The 12,885-nt window shown below is 66.5% G+C and carries 14 protein-coding genes; 11 read left to right on the top strand and 3 right to left on the bottom strand.

Features of this window, described 5'->3' with window-relative positions:
* The first annotated feature begins 18 nt into the window (after window positions 1-18).
* From JYP50_RS20025 to htpX, 4 genes are all read left to right on the top strand, one after another.
* Window positions 19-705, top strand: a complete 687-nt coding sequence (locus JYP50_RS20025) for a VWA domain-containing protein (RefSeq protein WP_206562346.1) — start codon at window positions 19-21, stop codon at window positions 703-705.
* An 8-nt stretch (window positions 706-713) separates the two neighbouring features.
* Window positions 714-1,433 (top strand): molecular chaperone DnaJ, encoded by a 720-nt coding sequence (locus JYP50_RS20020; RefSeq protein ID WP_206562345.1) that lies wholly within the window; start codon window positions 714-716, stop codon window positions 1,431-1,433.
* 93 nt (window positions 1,434-1,526) lie between these two features.
* On the top strand, window positions 1,527-1,835 hold the full coding sequence (locus JYP50_RS20015; protein WP_206562344.1) for a hypothetical protein: 309 nt from the start codon (window positions 1,527-1,529) through the stop codon (window positions 1,833-1,835).
* Window positions 1,836-1,955: 120 nt separating this feature from the next.
* Window positions 1,956-2,834, top strand: a complete 879-nt coding sequence (gene htpX / locus JYP50_RS20010) for a protease HtpX (RefSeq protein WP_206562343.1) — start codon at window positions 1,956-1,958, stop codon at window positions 2,832-2,834.
* A 65-nt stretch (window positions 2,835-2,899) separates the two neighbouring features.
* Here the strand turns inward: htpX and JYP50_RS20005 are convergent, their stop codons facing one another.
* A complete protein-coding gene (locus JYP50_RS20005; protein ID WP_206562342.1) occupies window positions 2,900-3,610 on the bottom strand; it encodes a hypothetical protein in 711 nt (236 codons plus the stop codon).
* 216 nt (window positions 3,611-3,826) lie between these two features.
* On the opposite strand from JYP50_RS20005, the gene JYP50_RS20000 reads away from it, so the two are divergent.
* Both JYP50_RS20000 and JYP50_RS19995 read left to right on the top strand, forming a co-directional pair.
* On the top strand, window positions 3,827-4,555 hold the full coding sequence (locus JYP50_RS20000; RefSeq protein WP_206562341.1) for a DUF1499 domain-containing protein: 729 nt from the start codon (window positions 3,827-3,829) through the stop codon (window positions 4,553-4,555).
* Window positions 4,556-4,563: 8 nt separating this feature from the next.
* Window positions 4,564-5,619, top strand: coding sequence for a S1C family serine protease (locus JYP50_RS19995; RefSeq protein ID WP_241263368.1), 1,056 nt, complete (start codon window positions 4,564-4,566; stop codon window positions 5,617-5,619).
* A 36-nt stretch (window positions 5,620-5,655) separates the two neighbouring features.
* Here the strand turns inward: JYP50_RS19995 and JYP50_RS19990 are convergent, their stop codons facing one another.
* Window positions 5,656-6,405: an SDR family NAD(P)-dependent oxidoreductase gene (locus JYP50_RS19990; RefSeq protein WP_206562339.1), complete on the bottom strand. Its 750-nt coding sequence runs from the start codon at window positions 6,403-6,405 to the stop codon at window positions 5,656-5,658.
* A gap of 151 nt (window positions 6,406-6,556) precedes the next feature.
* Here JYP50_RS19990 and JYP50_RS19985 point away from each other — a divergent pair, with 151 nt between their 5' ends.
* The 4 genes from JYP50_RS19985 to JYP50_RS19970 all read left to right on the top strand — a co-directional run bounded on the left by JYP50_RS19985 (window position 6,557) and on the right by JYP50_RS19970 (window position 10,425).
* Window positions 6,557-7,828, top strand: a complete 1,272-nt coding sequence (locus JYP50_RS19985) for an acyl-CoA dehydrogenase family protein (RefSeq protein ID WP_241263367.1) — start codon at window positions 6,557-6,559, stop codon at window positions 7,826-7,828.
* Between the two features lie 20 nt (window positions 7,829-7,848).
* Window positions 7,849-8,988: an acyl-CoA dehydrogenase family protein gene (locus JYP50_RS19980; protein ID WP_206562338.1), complete on the top strand. Its 1,140-nt coding sequence runs from the start codon at window positions 7,849-7,851 to the stop codon at window positions 8,986-8,988.
* 42 nt (window positions 8,989-9,030) lie between these two features.
* Window positions 9,031-9,390, top strand: coding sequence for a nuclear transport factor 2 family protein (locus tag JYP50_RS19975; protein WP_206562337.1), 360 nt, complete (start codon window positions 9,031-9,033; stop codon window positions 9,388-9,390).
* A 138-nt stretch (window positions 9,391-9,528) separates the two neighbouring features.
* A complete protein-coding gene (locus tag JYP50_RS19970) occupies window positions 9,529-10,425 on the top strand; it encodes a tyrosine-protein phosphatase (protein WP_206562336.1) in 897 nt (298 codons plus the stop codon).
* Between the two features lie 68 nt (window positions 10,426-10,493).
* On the opposite strand, the gene JYP50_RS19965 is transcribed toward JYP50_RS19970, so the two are convergent.
* Window positions 10,494-10,964 (bottom strand): Dps family protein, encoded by a 471-nt coding sequence (locus tag JYP50_RS19965; protein WP_206562335.1) that lies wholly within the window; start codon window positions 10,962-10,964, stop codon window positions 10,494-10,496.
* Window positions 10,965-11,117: 153 nt separating this feature from the next.
* Between JYP50_RS19965 and cls the strand changes: the two genes are divergently transcribed.
* Window positions 11,118-12,557, top strand: a complete 1,440-nt coding sequence (cls, locus tag JYP50_RS19960; RefSeq protein ID WP_206562334.1) for a cardiolipin synthase — start codon at window positions 11,118-11,120, stop codon at window positions 12,555-12,557.
* Window positions 12,558-12,885 lie beyond the last annotated feature (328 nt).

The following is a 12,885-nucleotide window of genomic DNA, read 5'->3' as shown; positions in this document are numbered from 1 at the left end:
AGGCAACACCCAGTTCCCATGGCCCGCCCCCCCTCGCGCCGCGCCAGTTCCGCCGACATCACCCGCTTCCTCGGCGCCAGTCGCGCCATCAGCCAGGTCGCCCGGCACCAGCCGCGCCTGCTGTTCGCCATCGACGCCACCGCCAGCCGCCAACCCACCTGGGACACCGCCAGCCACCTGCAGCAGCAGATGTTCCGCTCTACCCGGGATATCGCCACCCTGTCCGTCCAGTTGTGCTACTACCGGGGCTTCGGCGAATTCTTCGCCAGCCCCTGGCTGAACGACAGCCAGGCCCTGGCGAAGCTGATGGCCGGGGTATACTGCGAGGGCGGACATACGCAGATCGCCCGCCTGCTGCGCCACGCCCTGGAGGAACACCGGCGCAACCCGCTGCGGGCGCTGGTGTTCATCGGCGATGCCATGGAGGAGAGCCCCGACGCCCTGTGCCAACTGGCGGGGGAATGCGGCCTGCGCCAGCTGCCCCTGTTCCTGTTCCAGGAGGGTGATATCGTCCCGGTACGGGAAACCTTCCAGCGCATGGCGCGCCTTGCCGGCGGCGCCTGGGCCCGGTTTGACAGCGCCAGCGCGCACACCCTGGCCGAGTTGCTCGGCGCGGTGGCCCGCTACGCCAGCGGCGGCCGCAAGGCGCTGGAAAACAATCCCTCACAGAGTGCTAAACTGCTGCTCCAGCAACTCAAACCCTGAGGAAACCGGTGTCCCGTCTTCTCCTACTGCTGGCCATCGCGGCCGTCGTCTACATCCTTTACCAGCGCGCACGCAACCAGCCGCCCCACAAGCGCCGGGCCGAGTACATCAAGCTGGGGCTGGCGGTGGCCGTGGTGGTGGTCATCGGCCTCACCCTGACCGGCCGCATGCACTGGGTGGGAGCGGCGCTGACCGGCCTGCTGGTGGCCATGCGCCAGCTACTGCCCACCCTGGTGCGGCTGTTCCCGATGCTGTCGTCGCTGAAATCACGCGCCGGCCAGGGCGGGCCCCAGCAATCCACGGTGGAAACCGAGGTGCTGCGCATGCGCCTCGACCACGGCAACGGCAACCTCAGCGGCGACGTGCTCAAGGGGCCGTACCAGGACTGGTACCTCGATGAAATGGACCGCGACCAGCTGGACGAGCTGATGGCCTACTGCCAACAGCAGGACGCCGACTCGGCCCAGTTGCTGCAGGGCTACATGGAGCAGCGCTTTCCGGGCGGGGCTGGCGACACCGGCACCGGGCAGCAGCAAGGGAATGGCGGAAGCGATGGCGGCATGAACCGCCGCGAGGCCCTGTCCATCCTGGGCCTCGACGAGAGCGCCAGCGACGACGACATCGTCGCCGCCCACCGCACCCTGATGCAGAAGCTGCACCCCGACCGCGGCGGCAGCGGCTACCTGGCGGCCAAGATCAACGAGGCCAAGGACTTCCTGCTGGGATAGTCCCGGGCGGGTGGAGCGCACCGCCTGACAGGCCGTGCGATTGCACGTAAACTGCCCGCCGCACATTTATCGACAGGAGCACAGCATTCCACCATGAGCGACGTGTTTGTCATCCGCAACCAGCATGGACACTACTGGGGCAAAAGCAAGGCCTGGGTCGACGGCTCCGACCCGCGCGCGGTGCTGCGCGTGAAGCACCAGGACGAGGGCATCAACACCCTGGTCGAACTCAGCGCCAAGGACGTGACGCTGCGCGGCGAAGTGATGCCAGCCGAACTGGGCCCCAAGGGCGAGCCAGTGCTGGAGGTCAGCGACACTCCCCTGCCCCAACCCGTCGCGGAAGCTGACGGCGGGGCCGACGCTGGCGACAGCGACAGCGCCGCCAGGGGTGCCGAAGCGTAGCCCGGCAATCATTTCCCGCGAAAGGCGCCCGCAGGCGGGCACTTGAAAAAGCCCCCAATGGCGTCATATTCAATGGATCACAAGGCCCGCGAACGGGCGTCATAAGGTAGCAAACCAGCGATGAGAATCCTGCTTTTCCTGGCAACCAATATCGCGGTGCTGGTTCTGGTCAGCATCGTGTTCAACCTGCTCGGCCTGGAGGGCATCCTGGCCGCCAACGGGGTGGACCTGAATCTCGGGCCGCTGCTGGTGTTCTGCGCCCTGTTCGGTTTCGGCGGCTCGCTGATCTCGCTGTTCCTGTCCAAGTGGATGGCCAAGCGCGGCACCGGCACCTACATCATCGAACAGCCCCGCAACCGCGAGGAACAATGGCTGGTGGACACCGTGGCCCAACTGGCCGGGGAAGCGGGAATCGGCATGCCCGAAGTGGGCATCTTCCCCTCCGAGGCGGCCAATGCCTTCGCCACCGGCTGGAACCGCAACGACGCCCTGGTGGCGGTGAGCGCGGGCCTGTTGCAACGCTTTCGCCCCGAGGAGGTGCGCGCGGTGCTGGCCCACGAGATCGGCCACGTCGCCAATGGCGACATGGTCACCCTGACCCTGATCCAGGGCGTGGTGAACACCTTCGTGATGTTCCTGGCCCGTATTATCGGCCACACCGTGGACCGGGTGGTGTTCAAGACCGAACGCGGCTACGGCATCGGCTACTACGCGGTAACCATCGTGACCGAAATCGTACTCGGCTTCCTGGCCAGCATGATCGTGTTCTGGTTCTCGCGCTGGCGCGAGTACCGCGCGGACCACGCCGGCGGGCAACTGGCGGGCAACGCGGCCATGATCGCCGCCCTGCAGCGCCTGCGCGCGGAACAGGGGCTGCCCCAGGACCTGCCCGGGGAGCTGACCGCCTTCGGCATCACCGAGAAGATGAAAGAGGGCCTGTCCAACCTGTTCCGCTCCCACCCGCCGCTGGAAGACCGGATTCGCGCGCTGGGCGGTTAACCTCATACAGCGCCCGGCCGCCACAAGCCGGCCGGGCGCTGTGCTCAGTCGTCGGCCCGCAGCAGTCACCCGCCGAACACGTACTCGCTCATCGGTATCACGTCGATCCGGTCGAAGTCGATAAAGCGGGCGCAGCTGTCCATCATCGCCTTGACCCGCGCGGCCAGCTCGGTGTCGTCCGCGGCGCCGTAGAAGGCGTGGTCGGAGGTCATCGCGGCCGCGGGGAAGTTTTCCTCCACTATCGCCGCGGGCACCGCGGGCACCGCGTCGTCGCCACGCAGTACCCGCACCACCACATTCTGGCGATAGCCGAAGGTGCCCTGGGTGTCGATGGCCACCCGGGTGTGGCTGCCCTGCCAGACCGACAGCCACTCGTCGCGGCCCAGGCGCGGTGGAATCTCCAGAAATACCACCTGGCACATCCCCGGCACGCGTCCGTCGGCGGCCGGCGGCTGCGTGGTATTGACGATGGGCTCCGCCTCGGTGACCAGCAGGGTGTGGAAGTCCTCGCAGGCAGCGGCGAGCAGGGCCTCCTGGTCCGCGCGCTCGCCGCCGTTATCCAGCCACAGCGACAACACCGCCTGCGGTAGCGGCTCGCGGCGCGCCACCCGCTTGCCCGCCGCCGCGGCCACCGCGCCATCGGCCACCGTCAGGCGCACCGCCCGGGTGCCCGGCAGGGCCCGCAGGGCGGGAATGGTCTCCCCCAGCAGCCGGTCGCGCAGCGCGTCCCCATCGGTCCCCGCCCGCGCCCACAGGGGATAAACCAGTTTTTCCATGTCGCCTCCTCGATCCGCTCACAAACCACGCCCGCCATCGCCGCGACGACCGTCGCGCGGCGGGGCCAGTGCCCGAGTAGAACAGCTGGTCGGCGCAAGCTCAATCGGCCCGAAGGGATCGCCCGTCGCTGGCGAGTACTGTTGAACCATTCACGCAACGGCGCTGTCCCTGTACATGACGCCGCTCTGGTACAGTGGGGCGAGGAGGAACAGGCGATGAACACAACAGCGCGCAGTCCCGCGGGACTGACATGGTTGCGCGGCGCGGCGATCGCCGCCCTGCTCACCCTCCCGGCCTCGGTACTCGTGGTACGACTCGGCTGGTGGCAGCCGGGCCTGCTGCTCTACGCCGCCGCCTGCCTGGTATCGGTGGCGGCGCTGGCCCTGGCGGTGATCGCCGGCCTGTTGCCGCGACTGCGGCGACATCGCGGCGCCCTGCTGACCCCGGTCCTCGCGGCGCTACCGGGCAGCGTGCTGCTCGCCACGGTGCTGGCGGGGCGCGGGGATCATCCGCCCATCCACGATATCAGCACCGATCTGACGCGACCGCCGGTGTTCTCCCACGCGCCGGCCCTGCGCGGCCGCGAGGCCAACTCCCTCGAACCCAACCCGCAAACCCACGCGGCCCAACGTGCCGCCTATGCCGATATCCAGCCACTGCGCAGCTCGCTGGCCCCGGAGGCCGCCTATGCGCGGGCCGTGACGACCGCCGAGCAGCTGGGCTGGGAGGTGGTCTATCAGGCCCCCCGAAAGGGCGAGCTTGAAGCCGTGGCAACCACCCCCATTATGGGTTTCAAGGATGACGTGGCGATTCGCCTTCGCCCGTCCGGGGACGGCGGCACGCGGGTGGACCTGCGCTCCGTGTCCCGGGTCGGGGTCGGTGACCTCGGCGCCAACGCGGCGCGAATCCGCGCGTTTATCGAGCAGTATTCACAAGGAGAATGACAAACACCATGCGCACCCTGTTCAGCCTATTCGCACTGCTGGCGGCCCTGCTGGGCCCGGCGTCCACCCTCGCCGCGCCGGACTACCTGAGCTTCGCCACCGAGGACGAGGCCAACAGCACTGAAATCTTCAGCAAGGCCAGCCCCGCGGTGGTCTACGTCACCAACAAGGCCCTGCGCCGGGACTTTTTCTCGCTGGACATCCATGAAATTCCGCGCGGCTCCGGCAGCGGCTTCGTGTGGGACGACAGCGGGCTGATCGTCACCAATTTCCACGTGATCGCCGGCGCCCACCGGCTGACCGTTACCCTCCAGGACCAGAGCGAGCACGACGCCGAGGTGGTGGGCATCGCCCCGGAAAAAGACCTCGCGGTGCTGCGCATCACCGACCCGCCGAAGGACCTGGTCACCCTGCCCCTGGGCGACTCCTCGGAGTTGACCGTGGGCCGCAAGGTGCTCGCCATCGGCAACCCCTTCGGCCTGGACACCACCCTCACCACCGGCGTGGTCAGCGCCCTCGGCCGCGAGATCAAGGCGCCCAGCAACCGCACCATCCGCGGCGTGATCCAGACCGACGCCGCGATCAATCCGGGCAATTCCGGCGGCCCCCTGCTCAACTCCCTGGGCCAGCTGGTGGGGGTGAACACCGCCATCTACAGCCCCAGCGGGGCCAGCGCCGGCATCGGCTTCGCAATCCCGGTCAATACGGTGCGCGACGTGGTGCCGCAACTGATCGCCTACGGGCGCATGCAGCGCCCGGTAATGGGCCTGGAACTGGCCAGCGATCGCTGGATTCGCCGCTACCGCATCGACGGCGTGCCAGTGGTCCGGGTATTCCCGGGACTGCCGGCGGCGGAGGCCGGGATCAGCGGCGCCTACCGCAACAGCCGCGGGGAGGTCGTACTGGGGGATATCATCACCCGCATCGATGATCGGGAAATCGACAGCAACGACGACTTCCTGAGCGTGTTGGAAAAGCACCAGCCCGGCGATCGCCTGGAGGTGGAGCTGCGCCGGGGGCGCGACACCCGCAGCGCCACGGTGGTACTCACGGAACCACAGTAAGGGACCCCACACCCCTGCCGGGGCAATAGGGCCCGGTCAGGACAGGGTGCCGCCGTCCACCCGCACATCCTCGCCGGTGATGTGAATCGCGTCCTCGGAAGCGAGCATGGCGATCACCCCGGCGATGGCCTCCGGCCCCTTGGGGCCGGACAGGGACATGATGCGGGGCATGAGTTCGAAATCCATGGTGTCGGGCCAGTCGATGCCCTCGGTCATTCCCGAATTGATATCCCCCGGGCAAACGCAATTGGCGCGCACGCCCTGCTTGGCGAAATCCACCGCGATACTGCGGGTCATGGCGAGCACCCCACCCTTGCTGGCGCAATAGGCGGCGCCACAGGGCAGGCCCGACAGCGCCGCCGTGGAGGCGGCATTGACGATACTGCCGCCGGTTTTCACCAGGTGGGGCAGCGCCTCGCGGCACAGCAGCATGGTGCCGGTGAGGTTGATATCCAGCACCCGCCGCCATTGCGCCAGCTCGATCTCGCGGGCGTCGTCGAAACGCAGTATGCCCGCCATGTTGATCAGCGCGTACAGGCTGCCGTAGTGCTCGATACAGGCTTCGACGCAGGCGATCACCTGCGCCTCGTCACTGACGTCACAGGCATGGGCGGTAGCGGTGCCTCCGGCCTCGGCGATTTCGGCAACGGTCGCCGCCAGGGTCCCGGCATCCAGGTCGACGCAGAACAGCGAGCCACCCTCGGCGGCAATACGCAGGGCGCTGCCCTTGCCGATACCGCTGCCGGCTCCGGTCACCAGTACCACCTTGTCTTCGAATCGGCCCATCGCGCACTCCTTTTTATGATTATTCACTCCCGGCAGCATGCGCCCGCCCGCCATAGGGGTCAACGCGGCCCGGTTCGCGGCACTGTACCGCGCCCCGCCAATTGCCCGCGCGGGCCCCGCCTGTGCTGTATTGTCACCAGCGGTGACTGATATGGTCATTGCCTCGGCGGGGGCGGCCGTTAAGCTGGCCCGGATCGACGACCGTCCCCAACAACCCGAGCAGGAGACCCTCCGCGTGCAAGACCTGGAACAGTTTCGCCTGGAAGTGCGCCAGTGGCTGCAGGACAACTGCCCCGAGAGCCAGCGCCAACCCGCCACCCCGGAAGAACAGTACTGGGGGGGCCGCGGCGGCCACTTCCCCAGCGACGACGCCCGGCTGTGGTTCGAACACATGCGCGATCGCGGCTGGACCGCCCCGGAATGGCCCGAGGCCTACGGTGGCGGCGGCCTGGACCCGCGGCAGGCGCGGGTGCTCAAGGAGGAGATGAAGCGCATCCAGGCCCGCACCCCGCTGTACAGCCTGGGGGTGTGGATGCTGGGTCCGGCCCTGCTGGAGTTCGGCAACGAAGCGCAAAAACAGCGGCATATCCGCGCCATCGTCAACGGTGAAATTCGCTGGTGCCAGGGCTACTCGGAACCGGGCTCGGGCTCGGACCTCGCCAGCCTGCAGACCCGGGCCGAGGACAGGGGCGATCACTACCTGGTCAACGGCAGCAAGATCTGGACGACCTCCGCCGACAAATCCGACTGGATATTCTGCCTGGTGCGCACCGATCCCGCGGCCAAGAAACAGGAGGGCATCAGCTTCCTGCTGATCGACATGGCGAGCCCGGGGGTCAGCGTGACCCCGATCGAACTGATCAGCGGCGAATCCGAGTTCTGCCAAACCTTCTTCGACAACGTCAAGGTACCCAAGGAAAACCTGGTCGGCGAACTGAACCAGGGCTGGAGCATCGCCAAGGCGCTGCTGGTCCACGAACGCAAGCTCATGTCCGAACTGGGCAGCGACTCGCCCCGCCAGCAGGTGGCCCCCACCGCCGCAGCCAGGGAATACCTGGCCTTCGACAACGGCCGTATCGCCGACGCGCAACTGCGCTCGGACCTGGTGGACTACGACATGCAGATGCACGCCATCGGCCTGACCCACTTCCGCTGCTTCGAGGAAAAAGCCGCCGGCGTGCAGAGTCCGGCGCCGCTGGTGATGAAATACCTGGGGACGGAGGCGGAAAAGGTCAAAAGCGAGTTGCTGCTGGCCATCATGGGCAGTCGCGGTCTCGGCTGGGAGGGCGACGAATTTACCGCCGCGGAACTCGATACCCTGCGACTGTGGGCCATGTCCAAGGCCATGACCATCGCCGGCGGCACCTCCGAGGTTCAGCTCAACGTGATCGCCAAGAACGTACTGCGGTTACCCCAATCCTGAGCCCAACAGAGGTAGAAAACATGGCACTTGTCTTGAATGAAGAACAGCGACTGCTCAGGGATACCGCCCGCGAGTTCCTGGACCAGCGGGCCCCGGTGGCGGCGCTGCGTAAACTGCGCGACAGCCGCGACGCCACCGGCTACGACCCGGCCCTGTGGCGGGACATGGCGGAGCTGGGCTGGGCCAGCATTATCCTGCCGGAACAGTACGGAGGCCTCGAGTTTGGCTTCACCGGGCTCGGCGTGGTGCTTGAGGAATGCGGCCGGAGCCTGAGCGCCTCGCCCTTGTTCGCCACCGCCGTGGTGGGCGCCTCGGCAATCCTGTTGGGGGGCAGCGAGGCGCAGAAGGCGGCCCTGCTGCCATCGCTGGCGGCGGGCGATACCACCCTCGCCCTGGCGCTGGAGGAAACTCATCACCACCGCCCCCACCATATCGCCGCCACGCTGGAGCGCGGCGACAACGGCTACCGGCTCAACGGCCACAAATGCTTCGTCGCCGACGGTCACAGCGCCGACCACCTGTTGGTGGTGGCCCGCAGCAGTGGCGATACCGGCGACCGCGACGGCCTCAGCCTGGCGCTGGTGGCGCGCGACGCGCCCGGGGTGCGGTGCCAGCGCACAATCATGGCCGACAGCCGCAACGCGGCCAACCTGCGCTTCGAGGATGTGGCGATCGCCGAGGACGCCATTATCGGTGAGGCCGGCGCCGCCTGGCCCCTGCTGGAGCAGGTCCTGGACCGCGGCCGGGTGGCCCTGGCGGCGGAAATGCTGGGCCTGTCCCGGGAAGCGTTCGAGCGCACCGTGGCCTACCTGAAGGAACGGGTACAGTTCGGCGTACACATCGGCTCCTTCCAGGCCCTGCAACACCGGGCGGCGCAGCTGCAGGCGGATATCGAGCTGTGCCACTCGGTGGTGCTGCAAGCCCTGTCCAGCGTCGACGACAATCCGCAACAACTGCCTTTGCTGGCCAGTCTCGCCAAGGCCAGGCTGAACGAGCTGGCGAAGCGGGTGACCAACGAGGCGGTGCAGATGCACGGCGGCATCGGTGTCACCGATGAGCTGGAGATCGGCTTCTTCCTCAAGCGCGCCCGGGTGGCGATGCAGCTGCTGGGCGATACCGGCTACCACAAGGACCGCTACGCCAGCCTCTGTGGCTATTGATTGAAACATTCACGCCTACAAACGGGATAAGGACACAAACCCATGGAAAGCCAGGACAAACTCGCCATCGTCGACCGCTACGTCGAAGCCTTCGCCAACAACGACCTGGGTATCATTCGCGAGCTGTTCGCCGATGACGCCACCGTCGAAGACCCGGTGGGCAGCGATATTCACCGCGGTATCGAGGCGATCTGCGCCTTCTACGAAGGCGCCCTGGGCGCCGGCCCCACACTGGCACTGAGCGGCGTCCCGCGCTGCGCCGGCAACGCGGTCGCGTTCCCCTTCCAGGTGCGCATGCCCGGCATGAGCCTGGACGTGATCGACGTGTTCGAATTCAATGACGCCGGCAAGATCGCCAGCATGAAAGCCTATTGGGGCCCGGACAACGTCCACAAAGGCTAAACCGCGCCGCGGCTTTTTCCCGCCGCCCGCGCGATCGGGGTGCCCCGATTGCGCGGGCGGTGCTATCCTGCGCCGGTTCAACTGTCACCGGGCCGACGGACCACCGATGGCCGCATCGCAGACAACCACGAGGCGGATGTGAAGAAACCAATTCTGTGGGCGGGCTTTGCCGCCGCGCTGCTGCTGTTTAGCGCCATCCAGTTCGTACCGTCCACACCGGTGGCGGTGCCCGCGGCGCTACCGGAGGCACAGCGCGCCGACCACCGCGTGCTGGGCTTCGAGGGGATCGACAACTTCCGCGACCTGGGGGGCTACCGCACCGAGGACGGCAAACAGGTGCGCTGGGGCAGGCTGTACCGCTCGGGCGCGCTGGACGAGGCCAGCCGCTGGGACCTCGATCAATTGCAGCGGCTGGATCTCGCGCTGCTGATCGACTTCCGCTCGCGGCAGGAAAAGGCGGAGGCCCCCGACAAACTTCCCGAACCGCCCGGTTTCCAGGTGCTGGAGATCCCGACCCTGGACGCCGGCAACTCCGCCATGGTCGGCGAGGTCATGGCGCGAATCGACAGCGGAAACTTCGACGGCTTCGACCCCGACGCGCTGATGGTCGAGGCCAACCGCCAGTTCGCCACCACCTTCACCCCCCAGTTCCGCCAATTCGTGCGCGGCGTGCTGCAGGCCGGGGGCAAACCCGTGCTGTGGCACTGCACCGCCGGCAAGGACCGCACCGGTTACGCCGCCGCCATCCTGCTGCGCCTGCTGGGCGTGCCCCGGGAACAGATCATGGCGGACTACATGGCGAGCCGCGAGCCGGCCCTGGAGGCCCACGGCAGGGACCTGCTGATGCTCCGGCTGTTCAAGGGCGAGGAGGCCGCGGACAATATCCGCGTCATCATGGGCGTGGAGGCCCACTGGCTAGAGGCGGCATTCGCCGCCATCGACGAGCACTGGGGCGGGTTCGACAACTACGCGCGCGACGGCTTGGAGCTGGCCCCCGCGGATATCGCCGCACTCAAGGCCCAGCTACTTTACTGATTCGCCGGCGCAACGGATACGCCAGCTCGCCGGGTGAGCGACACGCCCGGCGGTGGCGAAGGGAGCGCCTACTTGTTCAGGGCGCGCAGCATCCAGGCGGTTTTCTCGTGGATGCGCATGCGATCGGAAACCAGCGCCGCGGTGGACTCGTCGTCCCCGTCCTGGGCCAGCTGCAGCACATCGCGGCAGGTCCTCACCACCTGCTCGTGCCCCTTGACCAGAAGATCCACCATGCGCTCCGCTTCCGGCACGCCATCGACCTCCTCGATGGCGCTGAGGCGGGCAAATTCCTTGTAGGTGCCCGGCGCGGCCACGTCCAGGGTGCGAATACGCTCGGCGATCTCGTCCACGGCGGTGGCCAGCTCCGTGTAGTGCTCCTCGAACATCAAGTGCAATTCGCGAAACTTCGGCCCGACAACGTTCCAGTGGAAATTATGGGTCTGCAGGTAAAGCGTGTAGGAATCGGCCAGCAGGCGGCTCAGGCCCTCGGCGATTTGCAGCCGGTCTTCCTTGTTGATACCGATATCGATCGTAGTCATGGTGGCTTGTCTCCTCGTGTAACGGCGGGACCATATTGACCCGCGAACAATCAGTGTGCATGTGCAATGTTAACGCAGTTCAACCGGCGCTGCCTTGCGCCAGCTCAATTGGCGGATGTATCGGCGACGGTTAACGGCTAGACTAGGCACGGCATGAACCTGCAAATGTACAGCGAGGTCATCGCCGCGGTCGCCGTGTTGTTCTACCTCACGGCCATCCTGTCCGCGGTCGAGGCCATCATGAGGGTGCGCACCGCCCAGGGCGCCATTGCGTGGGCCATTTCCCTGTTGACCGTGCCCTACATCGCCCTGCCCTGCTACTGGATATTCGGTCGCACCAAGTTCGAGGGCTATCTGGAACAGAAACAGGAAATCGAGCGGCAGACCCGCCAGTTGCTGCAGCGCACCCATAACGCCCTGGACGACTACCTGCTCGACTACCCCAACGACCTCCCGTTGTACAACAGCCTGTACAATCTGAGCCGCACACCGGCCACCCGCGGCAATCACGTCGAGCTGCTGATCAATGGCCAGGCCACTTTCGACAGCATTCTGGGCGGACTGGAAACCGCCCGACGCTACATACTGATTGAGTTCTATATCATCCGCGACGACGACCTCGGCGCACGCTTCACCCGCATCCTGTCGCAGAAGGCGCAGTCCGGGGTCAAAGTATTCCTGCTGTACGACGAAATCGGCAGCCGCAACTTCCACCGCACCCGCATGTGCAAGCAGCTGCGCCAGACCGGCGTCCGGGTGGCGGCCTTCAACACCACCCAGGGCCACCGCAACCGCTTTCAGCTCAACTTCCGCAACCACCGCAAAATTGTGGTGGTGGACGGCGAGCAGGCCTGGGTGGGGGGGCACAATATCGGCGACGAATACCTGGGGCTGAGCAAGCGCCACGGCTTCTGGCGGGACACACACCTGCGCCTGCGGGGGCCCGCGGTACTGGGCACAGAGCTGGCCTTCGCCACCGACTGGCGCTGGGCCACCCGCTCGCCGCTGGATATCCAGTTGCGCCTGGAATCCCGCCCCTGCGGCGACGCCAACGTGTTGGTTTTCGCCTCGGACCCGGCGAGCACCATGGAAGAAGCCGGGTTGATGTTCCACCAGGTGATCGTGGAAGCGAGGCACCGTATCTGGATCGCCAGCCCCTACTTCGTACCCGACCGCGGCATCATTTCAGCGCTGCAGCTGGCCGCGCTGCGCGGGGTGGACGTGCGGCTCATCATTCCCGACCAGCCGGACGGCCCGGTGGTGGGCATGGCCAACTGGGCCTTCACCCGGGAACTGCTGCCCGCCGGGGTCAAGGTCTACCGCTACCAGGGCGGGTTCATGCACCAGAAGGTGCTGCTCATGGACAACACCGTCGCCGGGGTGGGCACTGCGAATTTCGACAACCGTTCCTTCCGCCTGAATTTCGAAATCACCCTGCTGGTGCACAACGCGGAGTTCTGCGACCAGGTTCAGACCATGCTGGAGGAAGACATCAATCACTCCAGGCGGGTCACTCCGCAGGAGATCGCGGACAAACCGCCCTGGTTTCCGCTGGGCATGGGTATCGCGCGCTTGTTTGCGCCCATATTGTAGGGTCACGGACCCAATATTGCGCCGCGCCCGGTGGTCGAATGAATTCGACCCTACAGGGGGTGGCGTGCGCTCCCTGTAGGGCGCAATTCATTGCGCCACGCGCCCGGTGGTCGAATGAATTCGACCCTACAGGGGGGTGGCGTGCGCTCCCTGTAGGGCGCAATTCATTGCGCCACGCACCCGGTGGTCGAGTAAACATCTGCGTTCTTAGAACGCAGACTTGCTTTTAGCCCCCTATAAGGGGGCTGTGAAGCCAGCCTTCTTAGAAGGCTGGCCCAAGTTGTGCCATCTTCAGATTATCGACGTAAGTCCATACGGACTTGTTTCT

Source organism: Parahaliea mediterranea (assembly GCF_017255185.1).
GTDB lineage: Bacteria > Pseudomonadota > Gammaproteobacteria > Pseudomonadales > Halieaceae > JAFKCZ01.
This window is presented reverse-complemented; position numbering and strand designations above follow the sequence as displayed.

Bases quoted from the DNA above. Each gene is read 5' to 3' on its own strand.
- JYP50_RS20025 (WP_206562346.1), top strand. From the start codon at position 19: ATGGCCCGCCCCCCCTCGCGCCGCGCCAGTTCCGCCGACATCACCCGC.
- JYP50_RS20015 (WP_206562344.1), top strand. From the start codon at position 1,527: ATGAGCGACGTGTTTGTCATCCGCAACCAGCATGGACACTACTGGGGC.
- htpX (WP_206562343.1), top strand. From the start codon at position 1,956: ATGAGAATCCTGCTTTTCCTGGCAACCAATATCGCGGTGCTGGTTCTG.
- JYP50_RS20005 (WP_206562342.1), bottom strand. From the start codon at position 3,610: ATGGAAAAACTGGTTTATCCCCTGTGGGCGCGGGCGGGGACCGATGGG.
- JYP50_RS20000 (WP_206562341.1), top strand. From the start codon at position 3,827: ATGAACACAACAGCGCGCAGTCCCGCGGGACTGACATGGTTGCGCGGC.
- JYP50_RS19995 (WP_241263368.1), top strand. From the start codon at position 4,564: ATGCGCACCCTGTTCAGCCTATTCGCACTGCTGGCGGCCCTGCTGGGC.
- JYP50_RS19990 (WP_206562339.1), bottom strand. From the start codon at position 6,405: ATGGGCCGATTCGAAGACAAGGTGGTACTGGTGACCGGAGCCGGCAGC.
- JYP50_RS19985 (WP_241263367.1), top strand. From the start codon at position 6,557: ATGGTCATTGCCTCGGCGGGGGCGGCCGTTAAGCTGGCCCGGATCGAC.
- JYP50_RS19980 (WP_206562338.1), top strand. From the start codon at position 7,849: ATGGCACTTGTCTTGAATGAAGAACAGCGACTGCTCAGGGATACCGCC.
- JYP50_RS19975 (WP_206562337.1), top strand. From the start codon at position 9,031: ATGGAAAGCCAGGACAAACTCGCCATCGTCGACCGCTACGTCGAAGCC.
- JYP50_RS19965 (WP_206562335.1), bottom strand. From the start codon at position 10,964: ATGACTACGATCGATATCGGTATCAACAAGGAAGACCGGCTGCAAATC.
- cls (WP_206562334.1), top strand. From the start codon at position 11,118: ATGAACCTGCAAATGTACAGCGAGGTCATCGCCGCGGTCGCCGTGTTG.